Source organism: Acinetobacter terrestris (genome assembly GCF_004331155.1).
Taxonomy (GTDB): Bacteria; Pseudomonadota; Gammaproteobacteria; order Pseudomonadales; family Moraxellaceae; genus Acinetobacter; species Acinetobacter terrestris.
In genome coordinates this window covers 30,073-56,769 of sequence record NZ_SJNZ01000022.1, presented here as the reverse complement: position 1 = coordinate 56,769, position 26,697 = coordinate 30,073, and the positions used below count along the sequence as shown (strand labels likewise).

Sequence of the window (26,697 nt, the reverse complement as noted above, 5' to 3'; positions counted from 1 at the left end):
ATTTAGATCAGGTGAATATTGTTTAGTGCCTGCTAAGGTGCCAGTCTTTGCTTTATTATTCCAATTTGAAAGAGTTTGCATTGAAATGCCAAGTTGTCTGGCTGTTTCCGATACATTGCTTTGATTGGCTTCAATCAATTTTATTGCTTCAACTTTAAATTCTGCGGTGTAAGTCTTCTGTTTCTTGCTCATGGTAAACTCCTGATGAGTGTCTATAGTTTACCAAGTTAAAACCTCCTGTTTTCTCAGCACACATCAGAGTTCTATCCTCTATGCTTCTACCTAAATATTCTTGGAAAAATACATCTTCCATCGGTGCGTTTGAGGGCGTTTGGTTTTTAACAGCTAGCTTAAGATCACTAAAATTTTGTTTAGGTTTCTCTAATTTAGAAAAATTTATAATCGAAATATTAAAAGTTGTCTTAAATCCAAAGTCATCCCAAGATTTGGGATTTAAAAGTACTAAGTAACCATTGTAGTTTTCAAGTTCAGGTACTTCAGTAGTAGCTGTATCATTGATGTAAATTTTGATTTCTGTGTTATTTTGCATAAATAAAAACCCGCTCTAAAGCGGGTTTTCTTTTTCGAAATTAATCAAATCAACCAATTAATTTCTTCATCAATTCATTTACTTGAGCAGGGTTGGCCTTACCACGTGACGCTTTCATCACTTGACCTACAAGACCGTTAAAGGCTTTCTCTTTACCAGACTTGTATTCTTCAACCATCTTCTCGTTTGCAGCAAGCACTTCTTTAATGATCGCTTCAATCGCGCCAGTATCAGTTTCTTGCTTCAAGCCTTTTTCCGCAATAATGGCATCGGCAGATTGACCATTGGATTCCCACATAAAGCCGAATACTTGCTTCGCAATCTTACCGCTGATGGTATTGTCTACAATACGCGCAATCATGCCGCCAAGCTGTTCAGCTGAAATTGGAGAATCGGTAATTTCTAGGTTGGCTTTGTTTAAAGCCGCAGAGAATTCACCCATTACCCAGTTAGCCGCCAATTTCGCCTGTTTCGCGCCACCTGCAGCAACCACTACAGCTTCGTAGAAATCAGCCAATTCACGTGAACCAGTGAGTACGTGTGCATCGTATTCAGACAATTGATGCTCAGATACAAACCGCTCACGACGTGCTTTCGGTAACTCAGGAAGTTCTGCACGAATCGCTTCAATTTGCTCATCAGAAATAATCACAGGCAACAAGTCTGGATCAGGGAAGTAACGGTAATCGTTGGCTTCTTCTTTAGAACGCATTGAACGCGTTTCCATTTTGTTCGGATCGAACAAACGGGTTTCTTGCGTAATTTTGCCGCCACTTTCCAAAATATCCATTTGGCGTTCAATTTCAACATTGATCGCTTTTTCAATGAAACGGAAAGAGTTGATGTTTTTCAATTCACAACGTGTACCGAATTCATTGCCCGGACGGCGTAACGACACGTTACAGTCACAACGGAACGAACCTTCCGCCATGTTACCGTCAGAAATACCGAGCCAGCGTACAAGGGTGTGAATGGTTTTGACATACGCTACAGCTTCTTCAACCGAACGCATATCCGGTTCAGATACGATTTCAAGCAAAGGAGTACCGGCACGGTTCAAGTCGATTCCGGTCATGCCTGCAAAATCTTCATGCAAAGATTTACCGGCATCTTCTTCCAAATGCGCACGGGTTACGCCAATGCGTTTTACAGTGCCATCTTCAAGCTGAATATCCACATGACCCAAGCCCACAATCGGGTTGTCCATCTGGCTAATTTGGTAGCCTTTTGGAGAGTCAGGGTAAAAATAGTTTTTACGTGCAAATACAGATGCTTTGTCGATATACGCGTCGATCCCTAAACCGAAACGCACCGCCAAATCAACAACCGCTTTGTTCAGTACCGGCAATACACCCGGCATCGCCAAGTCAACCAGGCTGGCTTGGGTATTTGGGTCTTGACCAAAAGTGGTCGAAGAACCAGAGAAAATTTTAGAGTTCGTGTTGAGCTGTGTGTGGATTTCTAGACCAATAACAACTTCCCAACCATCAATCAGCTTCGCCATTACACTGTCTCCTCTGCAATTGCCGCACGTTTGGTATGCCAATCGGTTGCTTGTTGGTATTGATGCACAACAGACAACAATTGAGATTCTGACCAGTAGTTACCAATCAACTGTAAGCCAACGGGCAATTGATCCTTATCAAAACCAACAGGCGCATTGATGGCTGGCAAACCTGCCAGGTTCACTGCGATGGTGTAAATGTCGCCCAAGTACATTTCAACCGGGTCTAAAGACGCACCGATTTTATAGGCTGTGGTTGGTGCAGAAGGTGCAGCAATCACGTCTACTGATTCAAAGGCTTTCAAGAAATCTTGCTGGATGAGACGACGTACTTTTTGTGCTTTTACATAGTAAGCATCGTAATAACCGGCGGAAAGCGCGTAAGTACCAATCAGGATACGACGTTGTACTTCAGGACCAAAACCTTCTGAACGTGAACGCTTGTACAAGTCGGTTAAATCCACCGGATTTTCACAGCGGTAGCCGTAACGAACACCATCAAAGCGTTGTAAGTTGGACGATGCTTCAGCAGGTGCAATCAGGTAATAGGTTGGAACATAAGCATCGGTCATGTTGAGATCAATCTCAACCAGAGTCGCACCCATATCTTCCAGTTTTTTCAACGATTCTTCAACGCGTGCTTTCACGTCAGCATCTAAGCCTGCAACATTGAAGTACTGTTTTGGAATACCAATGCGTAAACCTTTAACCGAAGTACCGTTCAAGTTCGCAATGTAATCATCAGCATCAACGTTTACCGAAGTTGAGTCACGGTCATCATGACCCGCCATCACGTTCATGAGATAGGCACAGTCTTCAGCCGAACGCGCCATCGGGCCGCCTTGGTCCAAAGATGATGCATAGGCGATCATACCGAAACGAGACACACGGCCATAAGTCGGTTTAAGCCCTGTAAGGCCACAGAAAGAGGCGGGTTGGCGAATTGAACCACCTGTATCAGTACCGGTTGCAAACGGTGCAAGGTCAGCCGCTACAGCCGCAGCAGAACCACCTGAAGAACCACCCGGAACATGATCAAGTGCCCACGGGTTTTTGGTTGCGCCAAAATAAGATGACTCCGAGGTCGAACCCATGGCGAATTCGTCCATGTTTACTTTACCTAAAGTCACCAAGCCTGCAACTTTGCCTTTCGCTACAATGGTTGCGTCGTAAGGAGAGATAAAGTTATCCAGTATTTTAGAGCCGGCAGTGGTTTTAATGCCTTGGGTACAGAAAATATCTTTATGTGCCACTGGAACACCAGTCAGCACATTGGCCATTCCTGATTGGCGCAGGGCATCGGCAGCATCTGCCTGAGCTAAAGCCTGTTCAGGCGTAACCGTGACATAACTCTGTACTTGAGCATCGATTTTTTCAATGCGTTTTAAATAATGTTCGGTGAGTTCACGAGACGAGAATTTAGAGCCAGCTAAACCCTCAGAAAGTTCACGAATCGATAAGCGATGTAAATCTGTCATGAGAAATAATTCTTTACGTTTAATTTAACAAAAATGGTTTGACTGATTTGAAATTATTCAATCACGCGTGGAACAAGGTACAAGCCATCTTGCGTTGCAGGTGCAACAGCCTGATATTCTTCACGATGATTTTCTTCAGAAACCACGTCTTCACGTAAGGGTTGTGGATGGTCAAATGGGCTTTTAAGCGGCTCGACACCTTCTGTGTCAATGCCTTTTAAGGTTTCCATCATGCCTAAAATTTTATTTAGACTTTGAGCATATTCAGCAGATTGCGTATCATCTAGCGACAATCGTGCAAGATTGGCGATTGCTGAAACTGTTTGTGCATTTAAATCTGCAGAATGCTGTGCATCCGTTGTAGACATAACATCACCTGATCAGTATTAAAAAAATTCAAAATATCGTGCGTTATAATAAGCGATTGACTTGTTCAAATCATCACATTTAGTTAAAGTTGCCACCTTGCGTCCACATAAAGTTTAATCGAGAACGTCTCCGTGATTCTAAAAAGACTAATTGGCTTGTTTTCGCCCGATCTAGCCATTGATTTAGGTACAGCAAATACACTTATTTATGCACCAGGACGAGGCATTATATTAAATGAACCGACGGTTGTGGCGATTCGTCACAGTGGTTCACAAAAAATTGTTGCCGCGGTAGGTCTTGATGCAAAGCAAATGCTTGGTCGTACTCCTGCGAATATTACCGCAATCCGTCCCATGAAAGATGGCGTGATTGCCGATTTTGAAGTGACTGAAACCATGCTGAACCAATTTATTGGTAAAGTGCATGAAAGACGTCTATTTCCACCTGCACCGCGTGTCGTGGTTTGCGTTCCTTGCAAATCGACACTGGTAGAACGCCGTGCCATCCGTGAAGCGGTATTTAATGCCGGTGCGCGTGATGTTCGCCTGATTGAAGAGCCAATGGCTGCTGCAATTGGTGCGGGTATGCCGGTGGAGCAAGCATGTGGTTCAATGGTGGTAGATGTCGGTGGTGGTACCACTGAAATTGCAATCATCTCGCTGCAAGGCTGTGTCTATGCAGACTCGCTACGTATTGGCGGTGATGTATTTGATGAACAGATCATTAACTATGTACGTAAAGCACATGGTTGCGTGATTGGTGAAACCACGGCTGAAGTGATTAAAAAAGAAGTGGGAATGGCATTGCCGGATGAAGGTGCTAAACCACTGGAAATCGAAGTTCGTGGTCGTAACCTGGCAGAAGGTGTGCCTCGTGCCATTACTGTGACTTCTGATGAAATCACTCAAGCCATTTCTGATCCATTACAAAATATTGTCTCTGCGGTGAAATCTGCACTTGAACAAACCCCGCCTGAATTGTCGTCTGACATTGCAGAACGTGGCATTGTCTTGACTGGTGGCGGTGCATTACTTCGTAACCTCGATAAACTGCTTGCACAAGAAACAGGCTTGCCTGTGGTGGTTGCAGAAGATCCTTTAACTTGCGTGACCCGTGGTGGTGGTAAAGTCTTAGAATTCTTTGATAACCCAAATCATGACATGCTATTTGTAGGCTAAGTTAAGGACCAGGCGGGTGCAAACAAATCTGTTTTCCAGACAACCGCCATCTTTTCGCTCATTTATCATTGCGGTTATCACATGTTGGGTCGTGCTGTTTTTTAACTGGCGCATGCCGCATGTGATTCAGCCCGCACGTGATGTCTTGTATGCGGCATATAATCCTATTTATGCCTTGGCAAGTTATCCAGTGTTATCGCGAGAATGGCTAAATCAACAAACCAAGTCTGAAGCCCAGTTACGTCGTGAAAATACCGCGATGCAAGCCGAGCTTCTACAGGCGCAAGTTCGTCTGCAAAAATTATCTGAACTTTCTGCTGAAAATACCCGTCTAAGAGGTTTACTCGATACGCCACTGATTATTGATGGGCGTATGGAAATTGCAGAGGTAATTGGTACAGATGCAGATCCACTCAGACATATTATTGTGATTAACCGGGGTGCAAACAGTCAGCTCAAAGTCGGTCAAACGGTTTTGGATGACAAGGGCATTATGGGGCAAATTATCAATGTCTATCCACATAGTAGCCGGATCATGTTGCTGTCCGATAAAGAGCATTCTCTCTCTGTACGTTTAGAACATACTGGAATGCGTGCCATTGTTAGCGGTACAGGTGATTTAGGTCATTTGAAGATGGAATATGTTCCAACCAGCGCCAACATCAAAGTTGGTGAAAAAGTATATAGCTCAGGTTTAGGCGAACATTTCCCTGCGGGTTACCTCGTGGGAACAGTGTCTAAAGTGAACCGACATAATTCGGGTGAATTTGCCAAAATTGAAGTCATTCCAGCCGCTCTATTGGCAGGTGGACATCATGTAGTGGTACTTTTTTCTGATTCTTTAGCGATGGAGCAACCCTATGCTGCTCGCTAAATTACGCTCTGAGAATAAACGTGATCCGCTGATTGCCATTATTATTTCAGTTATTATCTGTTCAGTACTGCTCGTTTATCCCTTGTCCTATGCGGTTTCAGGTGCACGTCCATTATTCATGTTGCTGGTGATGCTGTTTTGGATCATGTGCCAGCCGACATGGTGCGGCATCTGGTTTGCCTTTGCGACCGGTATTTTTACCGATCTTTTAGTCGATGCACCGTTGGGAATGAATGCTTTAACCTTTGTGGTGATCACTTTCGTTTCCAGATTTTTAACCCGGGAACGACGCATTTTGACCTTTGCCAATTTATGGGTGATTAGCTTCCTGGCCGTGTTGGCGCATTTGTTGATGACCGGGATGGCGCAAATTATGGGCGGTATGCAATTTTCGATTGCAAGACACTGGCAGCCTTTGTTGAGCAGTGTTTTATTTTTCCCTGTTATTTATTTTTTCTTAAGAAAATGGCGCATTTAATTCTCGCTTCGAGTTCTCCGCGCCGTCGGGAACTGCTTCAGCAACTGGGACTGGAGTTTGAAATTTTTAGTCCCGATATTGATGAATCGGTTTTAGCAGGCGAGAGCGTTACCGCCTATGTGCAACGCCTCGCCTGCAGCAAAGCTCAAGTCGTGCTGGATCAGTTTCCCGATGCTGTTGTTATCGCAGCAGACACCAGTTTGGGTGTCGACAATCAAATTTTAGGTAAACCTGAATCCAAACAACATGCTTTTGAAATGTGGCAACGTATTTCAGGTCGTAAACATGATGTATTTTCAGGTGTTTGCGTACGTACAATGACAGAAAAATCAAGTATAGTGGTACGAACGCAGGTTGAGTTTCAACAATTAAGTCTCGATGATATGGAAAGTTATTGGGCGACAGGCGAACCTGTAGGTAAAGCGGGAGCTTATGCCATTCAGGGGATTGCAGCACGTTATATTCCTCGCATAGAAGGAAGTTATAGTAACGTTGTGGGCTTGCCTTTATATGAGACAGTACAGTTATTACAGTCGGTTAAGGCACTAAATTAACGGCTGGAAAAAAAGAATTTTTATAATGTTTTGAGTCTTATTATGTCTGACGAGTTGTTGATTAACGTCACACCTATGGAATGTCGGGTGGCCTTAATCCAAAATGGTACGGTCAATGAACTATTTGTAGAGCGCACGGTTAAACGTGGTCTGGTTGGAAATATTTATAAAGGCAAAGTTGTTCGCGTTTTGCCGGGTATGCAAGCTGCGTTTGTAGATATTGGTTTATCTCGTACCGCATTTTTGCATATTAACGATATGGTGTGGCCGCGTAATCAACCAACGCCCAATGTTTTTGAACTGCTCCAACCGGGTCAGATCCTCACTGTTCAAGTGATGAAAGACATGCTTGGAACCAAAGGTGCACGTTTAAGTACCGACCTTTCCATTCCTTCGCGTTATCTCGTTCTCATGCCCTATGGCCATCATATTGGTGTATCACAACGGATTGAATCTGAACAGGAACGTGATCGCTTACGTTCGATGATTGAAGGCATTCAGACTCAACATAAGCTACCGGGCAGTGTCATTGTACGTACTGCTGCTGAAGGTATTCCAGAATCCGAAATTGCCCAGGATATGGCGTATCTGGCCAAGCTCTGGGAATTTATTCAGCGTAAGCAAACCAGTATTGCGGTACCTTCACTGATTTTCGAAGAACTTCCGCTTCCGCAACGTGTAATTCGTGATTTAGCCAATGAAGATACCGCGAAGATTTCAGTCGATTCGCGTGAAATTCATGCCAAGTTGCAAGAGTTTGTCGAAGAATTTGTACCGAGTATGAAAGACAGGCTAATGCACTATCCCGGTGAACGTCCTATTTTCGACTTGTACAATGTAGAAGAAGATATTCAAAAAGCGCTACAAACGCGTGTCTCACTCAAGTCTGGCGGATATTTGATGCTGGATCAGACAGAAGCGATGGCCACGATTGATGTCAATACCGGTTCATATGTGGGTGGCCGGACACTAGAAGACACCGTGTTCAAAACCAATATGGAAGCGACGCAAGTAATTGCACGTCAGCTACGTTTGCGTAATCTGGGTGGCATCATCATTATCGACTTCATTGATATGCAGGAAGCGCAGCATCGTGAAGAAGTGATGAGCCAGTTTGAGCGCATGCTTGAACGTGATCATGCCAAAACCAAAATCACTCAGGTTTCAGAACTGGGCTTGGTAGAAATGACCCGCAAGCGTACTCGCGAATCTTTAGAGCACTTGTTATGTGAATCATGTTCGACCTGTCAGGGACGGGGTTATGTGAAAACTGCAGAGACAGTGTGTTACGAAATTTTTCGGGAAATTTTAAGATATGCGCGTGCTTTTGAATCAAAAAGTGAATTTACCGTAATTGCGCATCCTTTGGTGATTGACCGATTGTTAACAGCGGAAGCACCAGCAGTGGCCGATTTAGAGCACTTTATCGGGCGTATGATCAAGTTTCAGGTGGAAAATCTATATACGCAAGAGCAATACGATATCATTCTGAGCTGAAATTGTAACAGAATATCGTTAAACACTTGTTACATCTGAAATTTTACTTTCTCGGCGTAATTTCTAATACTAGTCATACACAGTAGCCAAAGCCAAATTCTCCCTTTTTGGCTTAGCAAAAAGAGGTATGACATGAGTATGAGCCAAGTCGTTATTAAAAAAAGTTTGAACGCATTAGATAATAAACCAACACGAAATGGTTATATCGTTGATGAACAGGGTAAAGAAGTTCAGATTACTGCTGCCATGATTCGTTCGGTTTGCCATCAATTATTAAATCAATGCCGTAGTATTAAAAATTAAGGGGCGAATAAAACGCCCCCTTAATTATTTTATATTTATTCTTCAGAAATTGCGGTTAACTCACCGCCTGTAACTTTGGGTTTTCTTGACCCACGATCTCTTCAAAGCGCTGAATTTCCTCTTCCAAGTGAGTGAGTAGGTTTTGCATTTTAGGTAATGCATTGCGACAGCCTGTTAGACCGACTTCCAGTTTATCTAAATAACTGGTCATGGTAATATTAAGGGCTTGTCCATCTAGCACAATAGAAGCCGGGTAGAGTGCATCTAATTTGGCACCATTCCAATATAACGGTTCACGCGGTCCTGGAACATTCGAAATCACAATATTAAATGCCTGGTGTTTAGGCATCATGCCTGAAACGATATTTAAGCCAGCTGCACCATAAACCAAGGCACTATAATTCAAGATCTGATTTGAGTTCATGCGTTTAAAACGCTGTTTCGCATTCAAGACGCTACGACGAATAATTTGCAGACGTTCCAATGGTGTTTCTTTATCAGTGCCTAAATTGGCTAAAATCATGGTAATACGGTTAGATACATCAGAGTTATCATCACGTACTGACGCAGGAACCATGGCAATGAGCGGCTTTTTCGGCAACGCCTGTTGGCTGATCAGATATTCGCGTAATGCACCGGAACAAATCGCAAGCACCACATCATTAATCGTTACGCCAAGCGCTTTGGCAATTTTGCTTAAGCGACCCAGCTCAAAAGATTGTGCTGCAAAACGACGAGAAGAACTCACGCGTTGATTTAAAATACTGCTTGGTGCCTGAAAACTTGAAACATAATCAGGGTTGCGTCCCATATCTTTAAAGATAGTCTGGGATAATTCATACATGACTTTCGGGGTCGATTCTAATTGTTCTTTTAAAGCCCCCATAATTTTTTTGATACGACTCTTGGGTGGGGCTTTCAGGCGTTTAGCGCGAGGACCTTCAACACACCACAGCGGCACAATACTTTTGGCATTTGGATCTAGAGACAGTGATTTTTCAACTAAACGCATGCCTGCAATACCATCTACCATTGCGTGATGAATTTTAAAGTACATCGCGAAGCGGTTGCCTTCGATGCCTTCAATAATATTACAGGTCCAAAGTGGTTTGGCACGGTCAAGCAGAGCGCTGTGTTCTTGCGAAATATACGTCAGTAATTCACGGATTCGACCTGGATGAGGAAGTGCAATGTGACGAAAATGATGATCTAAATCAAATTCCTGGTCTTCATCCCAAAATAGGCCATTCAGTTTGTTATTAAAAGGTGCAACAGGCAGACACTTGGATTTACGTATATCGGCAACAAGATCTTGAATAAATGTTTCAGGTGCATTGTCAGGAATCTGAAATAGAAAAAGTCCACCGACATGCATGGGTTGCTGACGTTTTTCTAGTGACAAAAAAATAAAATCAATAGGATGTAATGGACGCATAGCGTGGAATGCCTCACTGCAATTTCATTGGCTGTTCTTATGTGAACAGGCTTGTTAGAATTATAAAAACCGTTTTTTCAGTATATCTTTTTTCAAAAAGAAAAGAACCGCTTTCTGTGTAAGGAAAAGTGAACAAAAAGCCACTAAAAACAGTGGCTTTTTTTGAAAAAATTATTTTTTTAAGTTTCCTGCATGTAATCCGCATTCCTTATGGGTGGCTTCTTCCCACCACCAACGGCCTTCACGTTCATGTTGATTTGGAAGGACAGGACGAGTACACGGTTCACAGCCAATAGAAACAAAACCGCGCTCATGCAACGGATTATAAGGAATTTCCATCATACGGATATAGTTCCATACATCCGCACTTGACCAGTTGGCTAGCGGATTATATTTTATTAACTGTTTACCTGGACCAGAAAAACCGGCATCGGCCTGAACCACAGGGATTTCATTGCGCGTACCCGGACTTTGGTCTTTACGCTGACCGGTAATCCAGCCATCTAAGCTTGCCAGTTTTTTTCGCAACGGTTTAACTTTACGAATACCACAGCATTCCTGATGACCATCGCGATAGAAACTAAATAAACCTTTTTCAGTTGTAAGCTGCTGAATTGCCTCAGTCTCGGGGAAACAAATTTCGATATCAATTTTATAATGCTTACGTACGGTTTCTATAAACTGATAGGTTTCTGCGTGTAAACGACCGGTATCTAAACTAAAGACACGAAAAGGTTTACCGAGATTAGAGGCCATATCAATCAAAACCACATCTTCAGCACCTGAAAATGAAATCGCAATTTCACCTTCTTGACTTAAGGCAAGTTCCAGAATTTCGCTGGGAGATTTATCAGCATATTCAGATGTGAGTGCATCGACAAGGTCAATGGTGGGGATCGTAGTCATGACAGTTCCTGGCGTATAGGCTTGGACACTTAAAACCTATATTAATTTAATTCACAACGATTTTAATAGAATTGAAATAGTATGCTTATCACTAAAAAATAAATACTTATGAATAAAACAGATTTAAAAAACAGCACATCGAATATCAATTTTTAAGCTATGATAACGCAAAATTTTTTCACTGATGTTGGGAGAACCCATGGAAATCGTATGTCTTGATCTTGAGGGTGTATTAGTTCCAGAAATTTGGATTAACTTCGCCAAAAAAACTGGAATTAAAGCATTGGAAGCAACTACACGTGATATTCCAGACTACGATGTGTTGATGACACAGCGCCTGAATATTTTAAAAGAGCACGGTTTAGGCTTGAATGATATTCAGGAAGTGATTGCAGATATGGGACCATTCCCAGGTGCAAAGGAATTTGTAAAATGGGTCAGTACTCATTTTCAATTGATTATTCTTTCAGATACGTTCTATGAATTTGCTCATCCACTCATGAAGCAATTAGATTGGCCAACAATTTTCTGTCATAAATTGGAAACTGATGAAGCGGGTATGATCTCTGCCTATAAACTTCGCCAGCCAGACCAAAAACGTCAAGCGGTGAAAGCTTTGCATGGTTTGAACTTCCGCGTGATCGCAGCGGGGGATTCGTATAACGATACCACGATGCTGGGTGAAGCCGACCATGGTTTCTTGTTTGATGCGCCTGAAAATGTAATTGCTGAATTTCCGCAATTCCCACCTATTCACGGTTATGAAGCATTAAAAGAAGCCATTCGCAATGCATCAGTTCGTGATATTCCAGCTTAATTCAATGTTTTAAGCAAAAGAGAAGGGCGCTATAAGCGCCCTTTCTTGTTTAATCCTAATTTTTAACGCAATTAGAAGCGGTAACCGATTTTCATACCATAACCAATTGCATGGTTATCAGTGAAGTCAGCTTTTACAGACCCACCAGTTTGAGCTTGAGCATCGCCCAACCAGAAGTATTTTACACCCGCTTGAATGAAGTAGTTCTCAGCAGGGCTATATTGACCACCCAAACCGACATTCCAGTAACCTTCTGTTGGACCAAGTGTTGTTACAGGGTTACCTGCACCTGAATCCCAACCAATCGCTGCAGTACCAGCCCATTTACTATTGAATTTATGAGAAAGGCCAGTGGTAATTGAGTATTGGTCATCTGAATAATCAATTAGATTTTGTTTAGCTCCTAATGCAGCAGTAGTTTGAGCTAGGAATGAAGGTGTTACTGCAAATTGATCCCAATGTACCCAACGAAGATTTGCAAAGGCTAAAGTATTTTGAGAAATGCCTGTTTGTAAATCTAAATTTACTGATTGTGGAGTAATAGCTTCTAGTTCATCAATATAAGCAAAACCCGGAATTAAGTTATATGTTTCTTTAGATTTAGCATTATGTTTAATCTCAGAACGATATGTAACGGCAGCTTTTAAAGCAATTTCAGGAATCTGGTAAGCAAACCCAGCTAACCAACCGTAAGCTTCTTCTTGCTCTACGTTAATATTATAACCACTTAATGTTCCTGCAGGAGGTTTTGCATATGCTGCACCACGTAATTTAATGTCGGCTTCTACGGTTTGCCAAACTGGACCAGCATAAAAATTCCAGTTTTCAGTGGGCTGATAGCCGATGAGTGCTGTTAAATTATTAGTTTTAACTTCAACAGAAGTACCTTCTGTACCATTACCAAATGAACCTGCAGTTGCTGCATATTGAGAATCAGCACCAAATGGTTGATCGTAAATCAAGCCAAGTGAGATTTTATCAGTTGCTTGTACTTTAATTGCTGCAGAAGGGAAATAGTAGTCCTCAGCCATATCGCTAATTTTTTCGCCTTCAAAGCCTTGTACAGTAGAAGAACCTTTAACAGTTGGATCTAAAACTGAGATACCTGCTTCAGCATAGTTACCTGGTTGTAAAAAAGCTGAAATTGACTGTCCAGAACGGTCTAAACCACCAGCAAAAGTTGCTGTAGTTGGAATTAAACTGAGTAAAATAGCTGAATGAATTACTGTAAGCTTCATAGATTCTTTTCCCTGAGTCGCTTCATCTTTTTAAAAGTTACGGGAAAGTAACATAAATAAAAAAAGAGTAAATGTAGGGGAGTGGACGCAAAATGAACTGACTAATTCAAAAAATGAACTTGAATAGAGTAAAAGTACTAACAACACTTTTGTATATTAATGATTTATAAGTAAAAAAATAGAGTAATAAGCTTAAAAAAATAGGGTCACACAAGTAATTCTTTTTGATCAAATTTAAAACATATAGATTGTAGTGTTAGAAAAACAGGTGATGTAATGTAAAAAAGACCATTGTGAACAATGGTCTTTTAATTCATTTATCTAATGGTTTTAGAAGCGGTAGCCGATTTTTAAACCGTAAGCCCATGCATCATTATCTTCAAATTTACCAACATTATTGTTAAGTGCTGTTTTGGCAGTTGCATCACCAAGCATGAAGTATTTGACACCACCAGCAATAAAGTAATTTGTAGCTGGGCTAAATTGTAAACCTAAGCCTACATTCCAATAACCTTCTGTAGGTCCTAGAGTTGTAACTGGGTTGCCTGCACCAGAATCCCAACCTACTGATACATTACCAGCCCATTGTTCAGAGAATTTACGACCTACGCCAGCAGTTGCAGACCATTGATCATCTGAGTAATCAACTAAATTAATAGCTTGTCCTACAAGAGGACTTGCAGCAGCAGCTTGACCAAAATAGTTTGGACGGATTGAGAAGTCCTCCCAGTTTACCCAGCGTACATTCGCAAATGCTACTGTATCTGCCATGATGCCAGTTTGGAAATCAAGATTCACAGATTGTGGGGTAGTGACATCAGTTTTTCCAGCAGCGAATGATGGGTTAAGAGATAGATCTAAACTTCCAAAGCCTGCAGTTTCTGTTGCTTGTAATTTATGTTCAATTTCCGAACGATAAGTTAACGATGCTTTTAATGCAATTTCAGGAATTTGGTAAGCTAAACCAGCAATCCAACCTAATGCAGAATCCTCTTTCATATTAGCATCATATGAGCCAAATGCTGCAGCACCACCATATCCAGCGCCTCTTAAAGAAACATTACCTTTTGCAGTTTGGTAAACTGGGCCAGCATAAATATTCCAATTTTCAGTTGGCTGGAAGCCGACTAAGAAACTTAAATTTTGAGTTTTAACTTCAACCCGTGTAACTTGATTAGCTACGCCTGCCATTTCTGCTGTAACTGGAACAATCCCGCCCGGTGCAGCAGGATTGGGAATAGTGGCCACAACCTCATTTGGGTTTACTGAAAAAATACTACCTGGGTTATATTCTGCATCAGCACCAAAAGGTTGATCATATAATAGGCCAAATGAAAAATTATCTGTTACTTGAAATTTAAGAGCAGCACTTGGGAAATAATAATCTCCCGCCATATCACCTGTTGAATTGCCAGCTGCATCTAGACCAGAAACATTCGGATCTAAAACAGAAATACCCGCTTCAAAGTAGTTGCCTGGTTGTAAGAATGCTGCAATAGATTGGCCTGAACGGTCCAAAGCAGCAGCGAATGCACCTGTCATTGGCACTGTTGCAAGAAGAATCGCGGTACTAAGAGTTTTTAATTTCATTCTTTGTCTTTCCTTGAGGTACAAATTTTTTACTGCAGATTTATGTTATTTATGCTTAGCATTCTTTTTTGGTGATATTGGTCTTTTAACCAGATATCATTTGTTACTCCATGTGACAAAAATAACACAATAAAAAAAAGAGTAAATGCTCTAGAAAAACAAATAAGTATAAAAATAGACTTTATTAGAGTTTTTAATCTAAAGTTGGGGAGTGGCGCATATATAAAATATTGAAAAATATAAACTAATATTAATTAATTGAAATTTAATTTAGATTTTCATTTGATTAAAAAATAATCATTTATTGTGAAAAGTGTAGTAATAATTTATTGTCTATATCACATTATTCGGTTTTATGAATTTTTGGGTAGATGAAAGATCTTAATATATTGAATTTTAAAGATTTACAGATATTTTTAAGTTATATCTTTTTATGTTTATTCAAGGTTTTAAAAAAGTCATAAAAATTCAATTGATTTAACATTGATCAAATAGAGCAATCTAAATTTTTAGAGATTATTTATATGATTGTTCTGGCTTCCGATAAAATGAGATTGTGCGCCCTGCGCGAATAGAACTTTAAGCTATAATAATTATCGTTGTAGTGTTTGAGCTTTCATGTTTTTTAATTATATCCCTATTTATATCCTTATTTCTTTAAGTACTTTGTATTGCTGAAATGCCAAAGGGACGTGGGTTCGAATCGAAAGAGGGAGTCATATTGTTAACTTAAGATTATGATGTAAAACAAATATTGTTATATTAAATTTAATTAATCCCCCATTAATCCCCCATTTCTATTTAATAAGAACATTTTTATTTAATAAAAGACCTATCTTAAGCTAGAATATTTATAAATCAAATATCTAGCTAATTTTTTGAGACATAATAATGACGATAAGCATTGAAAATTTTTCTTTTCATTCCGTTTCAGTATCTGAACCTGCTCCTCTATTAAGGAATATTACTGGGGGTGGTGAGGAAGATGTAAAAAACTATGTAGAGCACATCCTTAAAGAAGTTACTACTCCACCTAAAGGGCAACAGCAAATTAGAGGACAATATTTTCATTTCAAAAGTCTTACTGAGCGAGTTGTCAAAAATTTAATAGAAATGTCTGGAAATCTCAATAAGACTGAATGGGGGGAGAAAAGCTTAGATAATGCAATTAAATTATTAGATGTTGAAAAAAATACTCAAGTTGAAATTGAGAGATTAAAAAGTACTATCCGTAAGGGATGCTTATTACAAGTTAAGTGTTTGATGAATGGCAGTAAAGTAATAGCCTTAATTAAAATTGATGACAATACATTTCTTGATGAAGAAGTTATGAGACTCAAAACCGGGTTACCTTTAGATACTCGTATGCAAAAGGTAGCAATTATTACTTTTAATCAAATCAATACTATTACAAGCCTCTTACTATCAGATACTAATGCAACAATCTCTAAATACTGGAAGTTAGATTTTTTGGTAGCATCTGTAGTTAGAGATGAAACAGAGAATACTAAAAATGCATTTGGTGAAATTGATAAATTATTAAAACAAAAGATTAGACCTATTTCTGAACAAGATTATTATTTTTTACGTAATCAAGTGATTTTGAGTTTTAGACAAGAGAGCTTTGATTTTAGTGATTTGGTAGATAAAGTTAAGCAATATCAACCAATTAATGATCAATTGGATGGTCAAAAGTTAGTACAGTTCATTGAGAAGCTCGAAAACTTACCTAGTCAAGGTGTAAAAGGCTTTGATACTCAATTTGATATAGATGTTAAAGCTATAAATGCTAAATTGAATAATACAATAGTGATTGATGAGTTTTTCGAATTAAAGATTACTCAAAATATTGATGATCTCGCGACAAAACTTGACGTGGGAGAAGATGAGGATGGACAAAAATTCGTAAAAATATACTCTGACAAAGGTTACAATAAGTTTAAGAAAAATCCTCCTAGTACTGATACTGGAAGTTAAAGAATGTCTATTTTTGCCGAATGTGTTAACTCTTTAGGTGTTATCCAAGAGTTAACAATTGATCAAACGCTTACTCGGTTCTGCGTTAAAGGTTCTCTATCGGCTGTGGATTCTTCATTGTTAGGAAATTTAAAAGTTTTATTTGAGCGTTTTAATGAAATTGGAGTAAGTGTTTATTTAAGTTTAAAGAATGGGGAAAATGATACTGAATATTACTCATCGAACTCTTTTCAGGAATTCGAAAGTAAATGCGAAAATTTTTTTGATTCTTATTGTAGTGAAGATTTGACTAAATTTGAGTTTGAATCTAAAGATTGGGGCGATTTAGTTTATATTTTTCATAAAGAGACACTTTATAAATATTTAAATGGATTGGATCTTACACAGGTTTTAAGCGAAATTTCAGGAAAGTTTAACAGTACAAAAAAATTAATCTTTTATGTATTAGAAAGCACTCCAGTAATCTCAAACGACTACTTTTACTTTGTTGATGCATCTAAAGAGTTTGATAAACAAACTTTAAATGAATGGCTTAGTAATACAAATAGCAAAGATAAAATTAATACTCGTACAGAGTTAAGAGACAAAGTAAGTCACTTTGTTAATGCTGTTGCATTTCAGTTTACTCCTGAGTGTTTTGATATAAACTTGGCAGATGAGAGTTTAAAAAAAATATTTAATAGATTAAAAACAATCTTATTGCTTATTTTTTTGAGTGATTACTCTGCTATTAAAAATGATAATAAGATTTCTTTTAAAATTAAAGGTTACAAAACATTACAGTGTGAAACAGAGGGATTTTTAGATACTCAAATAATTAATGAGTTAAATGAGATTTATGAGTGGGCATATGGCGATGGTCCATTTACAGATAAAATTGGTATAGCTAGAAATGTAATTTCAATACATGTCGTTGGAGAAGATATTTCTACTTTAGAGATAGGTACATGTAGTTCTGCACGATCAGGATATGATTTATATCTTAAAAGTAATGTGAAGCAATATATTGAAGTAAAAAATAAAATCTCTGATATGTTACATTCTCAAGCAGATAAGGCCTCAAGTATTGTCAAAGATATGTTCACAATGTTTAAAACAAGCATGTGGACATTTGTTGCTTTTTTTATGTCTTCGGTGATTTTAAGATCTACTAAATTTATTGCTGATCCTAAAGTTGACATTTCTATATTTATTGCTGGAATAGCATTCATATTATTATCTTACATTTATATTATATTTGCTCGTCACGAAGTTGAAATCGAAAAGAATCGTTTGGGTGATAAATATGAAGAAATAAAAAATAGATATAAAGACTTATTAAATGAGCAAGATTTAAAGAAAATTCTTACTCAATCAGATGTTAATAATAGATCATCACAAGAACGAGAATTTAATTATGTAGATTCTAAAAAAAGTTATTATACATCTTGGTGGGTCGGAATTAATACTGCCATGTTGATAGTTTGGATATTGATATACAATCAAATAACATTTCCTTGGGTGAAAAAACTTCTTCATTGTATAGGTGTAGTTTTACAATTAGCATCTTAAGTATAAGAATCTCGCTTAGAGCTCAATTTTTATGAATGGTCTACATACAGCATTTCGTCAATTTTCTAAGACTTCGATCAATTTCCCGAAAAAGGGTTAAATTAAGGTTAAGTAAATGTTAAGTTTATACGTTTATTAATGCTTTATATTAAAGTATTGAATAGCCACTAAAATTCTAGACACACGTAACCATCTTTTGATGGGCCTTTTCATAATCTAATGGAGAACGCTGACCATTGGAACCATGTCGTCGTTTCGAGTTGTAAAACATTTCAATATATTCAAATATGTCTGCTCTAGCATCTGATCTCGATACGTAAATTTTCTTCTTAATACGCTCTCGCTTTAGCAACTGAAAGAAACTCTCAGCAACAGCATTGTCATGGCAATTTCCTCTCCTGCTCATACTACTTTCCAGATTATGATGTTTGAGGAAATCTTGCCATTCATGACTTGTATATTGGCTACCTTGATCTGAGTGGATGAGTACTTTGTTCTTCGGTTTCCTTCGCCATAGAGCCATCAATAAGGCATCTAAAACCAGATCTGTCGTCATTCTCGATTTCATAGACCAACCAACAACAAGACGTGAAAATAAGTCAATCACCACAGCAAGGTATAGCCATCCTTCATGTGTACGAATATAAGTAATGTCAGTCACCCACAGTTGGTTGGGATGAGTTGGATTAAACTGCCGATCTAAAGTATTTTCAGCCACAACCGCTGAAGTCCCAGTATGTACTCTAGGTTTACGATAGCCACGTTGTGATTTAAGACCACCCACTTTCATCAACCGATGGACTCGATTGATTCCACAACTTTCACCTATGTCTTTTAAGTCACAGTAAATCTTACGATAGCCGTAAACTCCACCAGATTCGAGCCAGAATTGTTTAATCAATCCTGAAAGCTCTTGCCGTTTCTGAGCAGTCTTACTAATGGGTTGCTTTAACCATGCGTAATAGCCACTGTGATGAACATCTAAAGTTGAACACAAACGACGGATCGGCCAGATACGCTGGTTGTCCTGAATAAAGGCATACCTCACCTGGACTGGCTTGCGAAATACACCGCGGCTTTTTTTAATATGTCTCTTTCTTCTGTGACTCTTTGAAGTTCTTTTTTTAGCTTTGCCAATTCCGCAAGTGGATCACCAGATTCTGTGATTTTAGGCTGTTGAGGATCATAACGTTTAATCCAGGCATAAAGACTATGCGTGGTTATACCTAAACGTGCGGCAACTTCAGCCACGCTATGACCTTTTTCAGTCACTTGCTTTACTGCTTCAATTTTGAATTCTTCAGGATATCGTTTGCTACTGCTCATAAACACCTCGTTAATTAGCCATTTTATCTAACTAAAGAGTGTCTACAAAATTGGTGGCTATTCACACCAAATAAAAAATAAATCCCCCAAAAGCATTTAACTATTCTCTTTTTTACTAAAATTTGTACAAGTAACAGTTTTGTAATTCCACTTAAATAGAATCATTTGATACCTGGTGAATGGATAGGATGGCTTTGCCTTGGCTACGAACAATACCGTAACCTTTGGCCATCACATTTTGTGGATTCTGTAATAGGGTTTCACGCATCAATGATCCAACCTGATTTGAGGCTAATTTGATTTTCTGCTGTGCTAAAAGTACTGTGTGGTATCTTTCATTATACCTAACGCTTTATTTGCATCATTAATCTGACCATGAGCAAGCGTTTTGATCACTCTCATGTATCGATTATTTTGACCTTGATACGCCGTGATTTGATGCTGAGGTAAAAGCTTAATCTTCTGTAGAGCATCCCCGGTACTTCCTGAGTGCGTTCAACAATCAGATTACGAATACCCCCAATGACTTTACTTGGCGTATCAAAAGACCGGTGAGCCACTTCATCTAGAATGGTTCGGTCTTTTTCATGACCAATACTGGCCCAGATCGGAACTGAACGTTTACAGAATAGGGCGGCTAGGTTGTAGCCATTTAGATAGACCAGATCATTCACCACACCCCTACGAATAATAGAAATCAGGTCTGGAGCAGTATCAAAGTTTAAAGCCCATTGACGTAAACTTTTACCCAAGGCATCGATAATACTCACTGCGGCAGTATTCCCTTGAAAGGTCGCGGTATGATAAACGAAGTGACAGACCCCAGCCTGATCTAAAGCATCTGCATATTTTTTAAGTCCCCTAAACCTGAGATTGATTTAAAAGTTGTTGATTTAATTTCGTATTTTTATTAAAATTTTTAAACTGCTGTAGCTCAGTAAGGTTAGAGCGCTTAATATATTTTATTCAAATTTTTGAATAAGGTGTGTTAAGAGGCCCTTGGTTCGAATCCAAGCAGCAAAAAATTTAAAAGTGGTGTGATGAAAAAAGTTAATGATCATAATGACCCTTTATATAAAGGGTGGGTGCAAAATGTTAAAAGCTTAAATCGTTCAAGATCAAACTTGAAAAGAATAATTAATAGAACTTTAAAAGCTAGCAATCCACCAGATTCTAATGAAATTGAAAGATTGGATTTAGAAGTAATCGAGTTTTTGACTAAATCTTATTTTATTATTTATTCCTCTTACACAGAAGCAATGTTACTTAAACTACTATACCTTCCAAATTCCTACACACAGGATGAGGTAAGTATTGTACTAAATTTAAAAAAAAATAATGTTATTTCTGCTTGGTTAAAGGCTATTGAGATTGCTCTAAATAAAAATACATTACCTGTTAATGGGGGAGTAACTAAAGAGGATTGCAATGAGAGACTTCGATATATTACAAAAAAATATTTAAAAGAACCCTCACTTTTAAGGAATAAATTAGTTCATGGTCAATGGTCTGTAGCTTATAAGAGCAACTTGCTGGCATTGGATAGTGCGGCTACTACAAAAATTTCCGAAGTTGATTATGTGAAAATAGATGTTTGGTTTCAAATTTTTAATATGTTTGCAGATATACTTATACAGCTTATCCAATCTCCAAATAAAGGTTTTCCATTTCAGTATTATAGTTTAATTGAAAAGATTGAATTATTTGCGATCAAATCTCAACAATGGAATTTAAGAAGTAAAAAATATGAACTTATTTCTAAAGGTCCTATAAATTTTGTGAAGGAATTAAATATATAATAATTTTTTTACATACATTACTTTAAAATAGTAAGTAATTTTGTCACTAAACAATTATCTAAAAAATTTCCACTATTGGAATACAAACCCTTTTAATTTAACGCTTGCTTATTATTGGTTGCACCCATGACAGACAAAGTGCAAGCGAAACAAGACTTAGAATTTTGCTGTAACAAGATAATCAAAATTCGGATGATAAAAATCTCCAAAAAATAGAAGATTGTTCTCCAACTTTAAATATATAAATCAGGTTGTACTTATTGAGCATGTTATTTTGCAGACCAAGTGAGTTAAGATGGGCAACTTGGGATGAGTTTGATTTAGAGCAAGGTTTATGGAATATCCCTGAGCAACGAATGAAGGGATGTCGTGAGCATGTTGTGCCATCATCGACTCAAGCAATTGAATTACTCAAAAAATTAAAAAGTTATGAAACTAATTCTGATTATTTGTTTCTAAGTAGATTGGACCAAAACAAACCTAAATTAGATACCGTTTTTATTATGGCCTTACCCCGTATGGGGTATGAGGGCAGACAAATGCCACATGGTTTTCGGCATATTGCCAGTACTCTGCTAAACAATTGCGGTTTTGATGATCTGCATATTGCGGCTGCTTTAGCACATATAAAGGATTGTGTGGCAGGAGTATATAATAAGGCCCAATACCTACAAGATCGTAAACAGATGATGCAATGGTATGCGAACTATTTAGAAAAAATTGTAGATCAAAGCGTTATCAAATTTCAGAAAATAGAGTGATTGTTTTTATCCAATAAGTAATCTAAAAGACAGTTGATAAAAAATATTATTTTTATTCAGTTTACTAGTGCTAGCAAATTATTATAGGGCTTAGAGGACATATATGAATTTACCTTTAAAAACATTTTATAAAATAGATGAAGCTATAAATCTATTTCGTGGTCTATTCCCACAGAGATATGATATAGATGAATCTTATTTTTTCCAACTTGGATCAAAAGGGTACATAAGACTAGGCCTTTTTAAAAATCTAGCACATAACAATAACAGTGTTGTAGATGGAACATTAGACTTTGATTGGTACGAGAAAGTTGAAGATCCTAAAGTATCAATTAAACATATTAAATCTCTGAACTATTGTTTAAATACTATTGAGGAAGATGGTTCAATTCTAATTCTAAATAATAATTCTGTTAGAAATTTATATTTTAGGGATGAAATAGAGCTTAGTGATGCAAGGTTTGATAATTTATATTCGCTACAGAATTCCGAGTTCTGTATACCCGAAGATATATTAAAAGATTTATTTTTCTTTAGGTATGCTGATAAATTAAGGGGTTTTCAACTTTATGAGCATATATTTTATTCAGCTTCTACTAATAGTATATATTTTATATTTAATGAAGAAGATGGGTTTGGCTATATCCCTCAAAATGGAGATGAAATATCAGATTGGGTAGTTGGCTCTTGGTTCAATAGATTTGCTGAGAGTTATGATGATAAAGAAAAATTCTCTGATCGGAAAATAAAAAAAGAAGAATGTTTGATATTTGGGGAAGACCTACAGTTACTTCTAGATGGAAAACATAGAGAGCCTATTGAAAATATTTTAAGATTCGAAAGTGATCGCGGTGAAATAGTAAAAGAACAAGTAAAAATAAACACTAAGAGATTGAATTCAATAAATAAAATAGTGTTTGCTTTAGCAAATAAAGCCCAATTAGATTTGTCTAATCACATTACTGCATATGAAAAATTGAAGAATTATTGTGACATTAATAATTTGGAATTGCCTAATAAGGACACCTGTGGAAATTTATTCAAGACAGCAAATGAGCTAAGAAAATCTAATTAGAGTCTAAATATGCTAAATAGACTCTAATTGCTCTAAATAGACTCTATTTAGAGCAATATATTAAAAATCAAAATAATAATGCCCATACTCTTTCATATATGGGCTTTTTTATGACTATTAAACCTATCCGTCTTCAATTTAAAACAACATGTGAGCTGTTAGATATTAGCCGTGAAACCTTACGTCATATTGTCCGTACAGATGAAAATTTTCCAAAAGCTATAAAACAGGGCACTGCTAAGCAAGCACCAGTCTACTTTGATTATGCTGAACTCATCGCATGGCATGAAAGCCAAAAATCTTCTACTAAAGAGGAAGCTTAATCATGCAAGAACTTATCTCCATTAAAAATGGTCAAGTAGTAACGACTGACTTGCTTATTGCTAAAGCATTTAATAAACGTCCAAGTTCAGTCAGACGAGCAATCAAAAATTTGAAATGTTCTCAAGAATTTCGGCTGCACAATTTTGCATACACCTATTACATCGATCAGCAAGGCAAGAAACAACCAAGTTATCTCATCACAAAAGATGGCTTTATTTTATTAGTGATGGGCTTTACTGGTAAAGACGCTACTGAATTTAAAATTCAATACATTGAGACATTCAATGAAATGGAAAAGTATCTACAGAGTGAATTTAAGCAGTTCAATAATATATGTCAGCGTTTTAATTTAAGAAAAGATGATGTCAGTAAATCAGCGCGAAATATGGTGTTTTGGAAGCGTGACAAACCTATTTTTTTAGATCTAATCGAACGTTCAAAAAAACGCTTACAGCTCGACCTGTTTAAGAATAATGAACAAGAATAAGAAGGCAATCATGAGTGTAATTCAAGAAGTCCCAAGCCTAGAAAAGCCTGAGGACATTTTAATAAATTGCTCGAAACTTAATCCACAGAATGATGATTTATTGCATCATCCTGTCATAGAGCGCTTTGGTAATCCTAAGCAAACAATTTATGTAGATGAATATGTCGTCATTATAGATAAGATTCAATATAACCGGCCCTTGATTCTACCTGTATTCAACTCGGAACTTGAATTGGTGCAATGTGCTGTATTGCAAGACAAACAGCCCGTTAAAATTATTCCAGAGAGAATAGGAAAAGGTTTTGCCTACTACGGTGAACTGCATAAAGATAAGCCTGTCATTATCACTTATTCACTCGAGGCATTTTTTAAAATTGCCCAAACAGGTTACGCCGTTGCCTTAGTCGTATTATCTACCTTATGCAATAACGTTCTAACAGAACTCAAGCCGTTTGATTTTGAGCAAATCCAATATGTAATTAATCAATTATCAAAGGCTGGATATAAACATTTATATCTACCTGTTAGACCTGAATACATCAAGGCAGAGCTATTTCAAAAGTTGGAACAAAACACGGCAGTTAGATTGATTAACCAATATCAATGTATTGAGGAAATTGAATTTATTACAGAGCTGTCGCGCGATGAAAGTAAAGAAGAAATAACAGCCTTTCTTGATGAAGCTATAGCATTACTGCCAAAACAAAATACTTTGCCTAAAGGGTATTTAGCCAAGCCGATGAAGTGGGGAAATGGATATTTCCACATCACGGAGGATGGGCTATTTTTCGTTGAAGAAGATAAAAATGGAATAACTCAAAAGCGTTTTATCTCAAGTCCTGTATTGGTTATTGCCAAAACTAGAGATGATTCTAGTAATAATTGGGGAGTATTACTCAAGTGGACAGATGATAGCAGTACAGTCCATACACAAGCCTTATCTATGGAACTATTCCAAACAGACGGCGCAGATCTACGCAAAGCCTTAGCCTATCAAGGTGTCATGATTGCACCTGACCAACGAGCAAGAAACCTATTTCAATGCTATCTCATGAGTTATCAAACAGGACAATTTGCTCTATGTGTTGATCGTGTTGGCTGGCATGGTGAAGTATTTGTATTACCTCATCAACAGATTGGAGAGAACAGAAACGGCGATTTAATTGTTTATCAATCCAATAACAGCTTGGATAACCGATATCAAAGTAAAGGCGCATTGGCAGAGTGGCGAAGCAATGTAGCGCAATTGGTGGAGAGTCATAGCCTCCTAGTTTTTTCATTGTGTACGGCATTTGCAGGCCAATTGTTAGACCCTCTTAACCAGCAAGGTGGAGGCTTTCACCTTAAAGGCGGCTCATCTAAAGGGAAAAGTACAGCGCTTAATCTAGCCTGTTCTGTATGGGGTGATCCAAAACAGTTCTATAGAACATGGCTAGCGACAGGAAACGCTTTAGAGCATACAGCTTATATGCATAATGATGGTTTTTTAGGGCTAGATGAAATTGGGGAGATAGCGAACCCTAAAGAGCTGGGAAATATTGTTTATATGCTTGCCAATGGTTCAGGTAAGGCACGAATGACTAAGCAAATAACAGCAAGAGCTATTCACCAGTGGAAAGTTATTTTCTTATCTAGTGGTGAAAAAAGCCTTAAAGACATCATGCAAGAACAAGGACAAAAGACCAAGCTAGGACAAGAAATACGCCTAGCCGATATTGATATAGATCAGTCTGAGTATGGTGTATTTGATTGTATAGACTTTGCAGAGGATGGAGCAAAGCAGGCAACTGAGCTAACTAACCGCATGGCAGAGTGCAACGGTGTTGCTGGTATTGCATGGCTTGAATATCTTACCAATGATAAGAATCAGGCTATTGATGATGCTAGGGCTTTACTAGATCAATATCGAGATGCTTTAACGGGTAAACATGTTCAAGGACATATTGCTCGTGTAGCGAATTATTTTGCAATTGTTGCAACTGCTGGAGAGCTAGCAACAAAAGCCAATATTACAGGCTGGAAAACAGGTGCAGCATTTGACGCGGTACAGAAAGTCTTTAATCAATGGTTGGGAGGCTTTGAACAAGTTGGAGATTATGAGGATAGAGAAATTGTTGCTCATGTGAAAGCATTTTTTGAGGCGAACGAATCTAGCCGTTTTGAGGCGATTACTCCTAACCCTGACAACATCGAGCGCATTAATAACCGTGTGGGCTATTGGAAAATAGAGAACGGCGAAAAGATATTTTATGTATTGCCTGAGCAGTTCAAGAATGAAATCTGTAAGGGATATGACAGCAGAAAAGTAGCAAAAGCTTTACTTGCCTATAGCCTTTTAGAACATGACACAGGCAAAAATACTAAAACAGTTCGATTGCCTAATCGAAGTAAAGCAATAAGAGTATATGCCGTTAAGGAATCTATCTTTAGTTGGGATATGGATAATATCGAGGGCAACAAAGGCAACAAGGGCAACAACCTTATAAATAAAGGTTTTGAGCATGTTGCTCTTATAGAAAAGTAAAAGGCAACAAAGGCAACAAATGAATTAACTAAAGCAAATAGCTGATCTGTGTTGCCCATGTTGCCTAATGAAAATGAAAGAGGCAACAGCCTGAAAGCTACA

The 26,697-nt window shown here is 38.1% G+C and carries 24 protein-coding genes and 2 pseudogenes; 15 read left to right on the top strand and 11 right to left on the bottom strand.

Translation table 11 applies throughout. From position 1 onward, the window contains the following. The 5 genes from E0H81_RS12230 to gatC form a co-directional block, all read right to left on the bottom strand. A partial coding sequence (locus E0H81_RS12230) for a transposase (RefSeq protein ID WP_165492622.1) occupies positions 1-192 on the bottom strand: 192 nt, incomplete at its 3' end. Beyond that, entirely contained in the window at positions 155-550 is a 396-nt protein-coding gene (locus E0H81_RS12225) for a hypothetical protein (RefSeq protein ID WP_131319236.1), read from the bottom strand. The genes E0H81_RS12225 and E0H81_RS12230, both read right to left, overlap by 38 nt. A gap of 49 nt (positions 551-599) precedes the next feature. After that, complete coding sequence (gatB, locus tag E0H81_RS12220) at positions 600-2,054, bottom strand: Asp-tRNA(Asn)/Glu-tRNA(Gln) amidotransferase subunit GatB (protein ID WP_086192630.1); 1,455 nt, start codon at positions 2,052-2,054, stop codon at positions 600-602. Continuing rightward, a complete protein-coding gene (gene gatA / locus E0H81_RS12215; protein WP_131319235.1) occupies positions 2,054-3,532 on the bottom strand; it encodes an Asp-tRNA(Asn)/Glu-tRNA(Gln) amidotransferase subunit GatA in 1,479 nt (492 codons plus the stop codon). Before gatA ends, gatB begins: the two co-directional genes overlap by 1 nt. 53 nt (positions 3,533-3,585) lie before the next feature. Beyond that, the gene (gene gatC, locus E0H81_RS12210) at positions 3,586-3,900 is read right to left on the bottom strand and encodes an Asp-tRNA(Asn)/Glu-tRNA(Gln) amidotransferase subunit GatC (protein WP_131266991.1); all 315 of its coding nucleotides are present in this window, start codon (positions 3,898-3,900) and stop codon (positions 3,586-3,588) included. Between the two features lie 132 nt (positions 3,901-4,032). Between gatC and E0H81_RS12205 the strand changes: the two genes are divergently transcribed. From E0H81_RS12205 to E0H81_RS15945, 6 genes are all read left to right on the top strand, one after another. Beyond that, positions 4,033-5,079, top strand: coding sequence for a rod shape-determining protein (locus E0H81_RS12205; RefSeq protein WP_131319233.1), 1,047 nt, complete (start codon positions 4,033-4,035; stop codon positions 5,077-5,079). Positions 5,080-5,095: 16 nt separating this feature from the next. Continuing rightward, on the top strand, positions 5,096-5,953 hold the full coding sequence (gene mreC, locus E0H81_RS12200) for a rod shape-determining protein MreC (RefSeq protein WP_131266987.1): 858 nt from the start codon (positions 5,096-5,098) through the stop codon (positions 5,951-5,953). Continuing rightward, positions 5,940-6,431 (top strand): rod shape-determining protein MreD, encoded by a 492-nt coding sequence (gene mreD, locus E0H81_RS12195; protein ID WP_131266985.1) that lies wholly within the window; start codon positions 5,940-5,942, stop codon positions 6,429-6,431. Before mreC ends, mreD begins: the two co-directional genes overlap by 14 nt. After that, the gene (locus tag E0H81_RS12190; RefSeq protein ID WP_131319231.1) at positions 6,419-6,985 is read left to right on the top strand and encodes a Maf-like protein; all 567 of its coding nucleotides are present in this window, start codon (positions 6,419-6,421) and stop codon (positions 6,983-6,985) included. The genes mreD and E0H81_RS12190 overlap by 13 nt, the downstream gene beginning before the upstream one ends. 42 nt (positions 6,986-7,027) lie before the next feature. Continuing rightward, positions 7,028-8,482, top strand: a complete 1,455-nt coding sequence (gene rng, locus E0H81_RS12185; RefSeq protein ID WP_131319229.1) for a ribonuclease G — start codon at positions 7,028-7,030, stop codon at positions 8,480-8,482. A 132-nt stretch (positions 8,483-8,614) separates the two neighbouring features. Beyond that, the gene (locus tag E0H81_RS15945; protein ID WP_165494446.1) at positions 8,615-8,785 is read left to right on the top strand and encodes a PA1571 family protein; all 171 of its coding nucleotides are present in this window, start codon (positions 8,615-8,617) and stop codon (positions 8,783-8,785) included. 55 nt (positions 8,786-8,840) lie between these two features. Here the strand turns inward: E0H81_RS15945 and E0H81_RS12180 are convergent, their stop codons facing one another. Both E0H81_RS12180 and E0H81_RS12175 read right to left on the bottom strand, forming a co-directional pair. Further along, a complete protein-coding gene (locus E0H81_RS12180; protein WP_131266979.1) occupies positions 8,841-10,220 on the bottom strand; it encodes a WS/DGAT/MGAT family O-acyltransferase in 1,380 nt (459 codons plus the stop codon). 171 nt (positions 10,221-10,391) lie between these two features. Then, a complete protein-coding gene (locus E0H81_RS12175) occupies positions 10,392-11,126 on the bottom strand; it encodes a phosphoadenylyl-sulfate reductase (protein ID WP_131319227.1) in 735 nt (244 codons plus the stop codon). Between the two features lie 199 nt (positions 11,127-11,325). Between E0H81_RS12175 and thrH the strand changes: the two genes are divergently transcribed. Continuing rightward, positions 11,326-11,943 carry a bifunctional phosphoserine phosphatase/homoserine phosphotransferase ThrH gene (gene thrH / locus E0H81_RS12170; protein ID WP_067723937.1) on the top strand — a complete coding sequence of 206 codons (618 nt, stop codon included), beginning with the start codon at positions 11,326-11,328 and terminating at the stop codon, positions 11,941-11,943. A 71-nt stretch (positions 11,944-12,014) separates the two neighbouring features. Here thrH and E0H81_RS12165 read toward each other — a convergent pair whose 3' ends face one another. Next, entirely contained in the window at positions 12,015-13,181 is a 1,167-nt protein-coding gene (locus tag E0H81_RS12165) for an OmpP1/FadL family transporter (RefSeq protein WP_131319225.1), read from the bottom strand. Between the two features lie 330 nt (positions 13,182-13,511). Next, the gene (locus E0H81_RS12160) at positions 13,512-14,771 is read right to left on the bottom strand and encodes an OmpP1/FadL family transporter (protein WP_131319223.1); all 1,260 of its coding nucleotides are present in this window, start codon (positions 14,769-14,771) and stop codon (positions 13,512-13,514) included. Between the two features lie 891 nt (positions 14,772-15,662). On the opposite strand from E0H81_RS12160, the gene E0H81_RS12155 reads away from it, so the two are divergent. Both E0H81_RS12155 and E0H81_RS12150 read left to right on the top strand, forming a co-directional pair. Continuing rightward, positions 15,663-16,748 (top strand): nucleoid-associated protein, encoded by a 1,086-nt coding sequence (locus E0H81_RS12155; RefSeq protein WP_131319221.1) that lies wholly within the window; start codon positions 15,663-15,665, stop codon positions 16,746-16,748. Between the two features lie 3 nt (positions 16,749-16,751). After that, on the top strand, positions 16,752-18,299 hold the full coding sequence (locus E0H81_RS12150; protein WP_131319219.1) for a hypothetical protein: 1,548 nt from the start codon (positions 16,752-16,754) through the stop codon (positions 18,297-18,299). 175 nt (positions 18,300-18,474) lie between these two features. Here E0H81_RS12150 and E0H81_RS12145 read toward each other — a convergent pair. Together E0H81_RS12145 and E0H81_RS12140 are read right to left on the bottom strand one after the other, a co-directional pair. After that, positions 18,475-19,625 (bottom strand): IS3 family transposase gene (locus E0H81_RS12145; protein WP_244926537.1). Its coding sequence is split into 2 segments (ribosomal slippage): positions 18,475-19,385 and positions 19,385-19,625, totalling 1,152 coding nucleotides; the frame shifts between segments, so codons are not numbered across the junction. A gap of 151 nt (positions 19,626-19,776) precedes the next feature. After that, a pseudogene (locus tag E0H81_RS12140) lies at positions 19,777-20,505 on the bottom strand (exodeoxyribonuclease VII large subunit); the annotation flags it as partial. A gap of 160 nt (positions 20,506-20,665) precedes the next feature. Here E0H81_RS12140 and E0H81_RS12135 point away from each other — a divergent pair. The 6 genes and pseudogenes from E0H81_RS12135 to E0H81_RS12110 all read left to right on the top strand — a co-directional run bounded on the left by E0H81_RS12135 (position 20,666) and on the right by E0H81_RS12110 (position 26,595). Beyond that, positions 20,666-21,424 (top strand): hypothetical protein, encoded by a 759-nt coding sequence (locus E0H81_RS12135; RefSeq protein WP_131319215.1) that lies wholly within the window; start codon positions 20,666-20,668, stop codon positions 21,422-21,424. A 251-nt stretch (positions 21,425-21,675) separates the two neighbouring features. Continuing rightward, positions 21,676-22,185, top strand: a pseudogene (locus tag E0H81_RS12130) (tyrosine-type recombinase/integrase); the annotation flags it as partial. A 103-nt stretch (positions 22,186-22,288) separates the two neighbouring features. Further along, the gene (locus tag E0H81_RS12125; RefSeq protein ID WP_131319213.1) at positions 22,289-23,260 is read left to right on the top strand and encodes a hypothetical protein; all 972 of its coding nucleotides are present in this window, start codon (positions 22,289-22,291) and stop codon (positions 23,258-23,260) included. A gap of 110 nt (positions 23,261-23,370) precedes the next feature. Then, positions 23,371-23,583 carry a transcriptional regulator gene (locus E0H81_RS12120; protein WP_131319211.1) on the top strand — a complete coding sequence of 71 codons (213 nt, stop codon included), beginning with the start codon at positions 23,371-23,373 and terminating at the stop codon, positions 23,581-23,583. A 2-nt stretch (positions 23,584-23,585) separates the two neighbouring features. Further along, the gene (locus E0H81_RS12115; protein ID WP_131319209.1) at positions 23,586-24,071 is read left to right on the top strand and encodes a Rha family transcriptional regulator; all 486 of its coding nucleotides are present in this window, start codon (positions 23,586-23,588) and stop codon (positions 24,069-24,071) included. 10 nt (positions 24,072-24,081) lie between these two features. Next, positions 24,082-26,595, top strand: a complete 2,514-nt coding sequence (locus E0H81_RS12110) for a DUF927 domain-containing protein (RefSeq protein ID WP_131319207.1) — start codon at positions 24,082-24,084, stop codon at positions 26,593-26,595. The last annotated feature ends 102 nt before the right edge of the window (positions 26,596-26,697 follow it).

What these genes read in the sequence shown, in the direction of transcription:
- E0H81_RS15945 (WP_165494446.1), top strand. Translation starts at nt 8,615, where the DNA reads ATGAGTATGAGCCAAGTCGTTATTAAAAAAAGTTTGAACGCATTAGAT.
- mreD (WP_131266985.1), top strand. Translation starts at nt 5,940, where the DNA reads ATGCTGCTCGCTAAATTACGCTCTGAGAATAAACGTGATCCGCTGATT.
- gatB (WP_086192630.1), bottom strand. Translation starts at nt 2,054, where the DNA reads ATGGCGAAGCTGATTGATGGTTGGGAAGTTGTTATTGGTCTAGAAATC.
- E0H81_RS12190 (WP_131319231.1), top strand. Translation starts at nt 6,419, where the DNA reads ATGGCGCATTTAATTCTCGCTTCGAGTTCTCCGCGCCGTCGGGAACTG.
- E0H81_RS12160 (WP_131319223.1), bottom strand. Translation starts at nt 14,771, where the DNA reads ATGAAATTAAAAACTCTTAGTACCGCGATTCTTCTTGCAACAGTGCCA.
- E0H81_RS12180 (WP_131266979.1), bottom strand. Translation starts at nt 10,220, where the DNA reads ATGCGTCCATTACATCCTATTGATTTTATTTTTTTGTCACTAGAAAAA.
- gatA (WP_131319235.1), bottom strand. Translation starts at nt 3,532, where the DNA reads ATGACAGATTTACATCGCTTATCGATTCGTGAACTTTCTGAGGGTTTA.
- gatC (WP_131266991.1), bottom strand. Translation starts at nt 3,900, where the DNA reads ATGTCTACAACGGATGCACAGCATTCTGCAGATTTAAATGCACAAACA.
- thrH (WP_067723937.1), top strand. Translation starts at nt 11,326, where the DNA reads ATGGAAATCGTATGTCTTGATCTTGAGGGTGTATTAGTTCCAGAAATT.
- rng (WP_131319229.1), top strand. Translation starts at nt 7,028, where the DNA reads ATGTCTGACGAGTTGTTGATTAACGTCACACCTATGGAATGTCGGGTG.
- E0H81_RS12165 (WP_131319225.1), bottom strand. Translation starts at nt 13,181, where the DNA reads ATGAAGCTTACAGTAATTCATTCAGCTATTTTACTCAGTTTAATTCCA.
- E0H81_RS12135 (WP_131319215.1), top strand. Translation starts at nt 20,666, where the DNA reads ATGAAAAAAGTTAATGATCATAATGACCCTTTATATAAAGGGTGGGTG.
- E0H81_RS12175 (WP_131319227.1), bottom strand. Translation starts at nt 11,126, where the DNA reads ATGACTACGATCCCCACCATTGACCTTGTCGATGCACTCACATCTGAA.
- E0H81_RS12125 (WP_131319213.1), top strand. Translation starts at nt 22,289, where the DNA reads ATGAATTTACCTTTAAAAACATTTTATAAAATAGATGAAGCTATAAAT.
- E0H81_RS12110 (WP_131319207.1), top strand. Translation starts at nt 24,082, where the DNA reads ATGAGTGTAATTCAAGAAGTCCCAAGCCTAGAAAAGCCTGAGGACATT.
- E0H81_RS12155 (WP_131319221.1), top strand. Translation starts at nt 15,663, where the DNA reads ATGACGATAAGCATTGAAAATTTTTCTTTTCATTCCGTTTCAGTATCT.
- E0H81_RS12225 (WP_131319236.1), bottom strand. Translation starts at nt 550, where the DNA reads ATGCAAAATAACACAGAAATCAAAATTTACATCAATGATACAGCTACT.
- E0H81_RS12150 (WP_131319219.1), top strand. Translation starts at nt 16,752, where the DNA reads ATGTCTATTTTTGCCGAATGTGTTAACTCTTTAGGTGTTATCCAAGAG.
- E0H81_RS12115 (WP_131319209.1), top strand. Translation starts at nt 23,586, where the DNA reads ATGCAAGAACTTATCTCCATTAAAAATGGTCAAGTAGTAACGACTGAC.
- E0H81_RS12120 (WP_131319211.1), top strand. Translation starts at nt 23,371, where the DNA reads ATGACTATTAAACCTATCCGTCTTCAATTTAAAACAACATGTGAGCTG.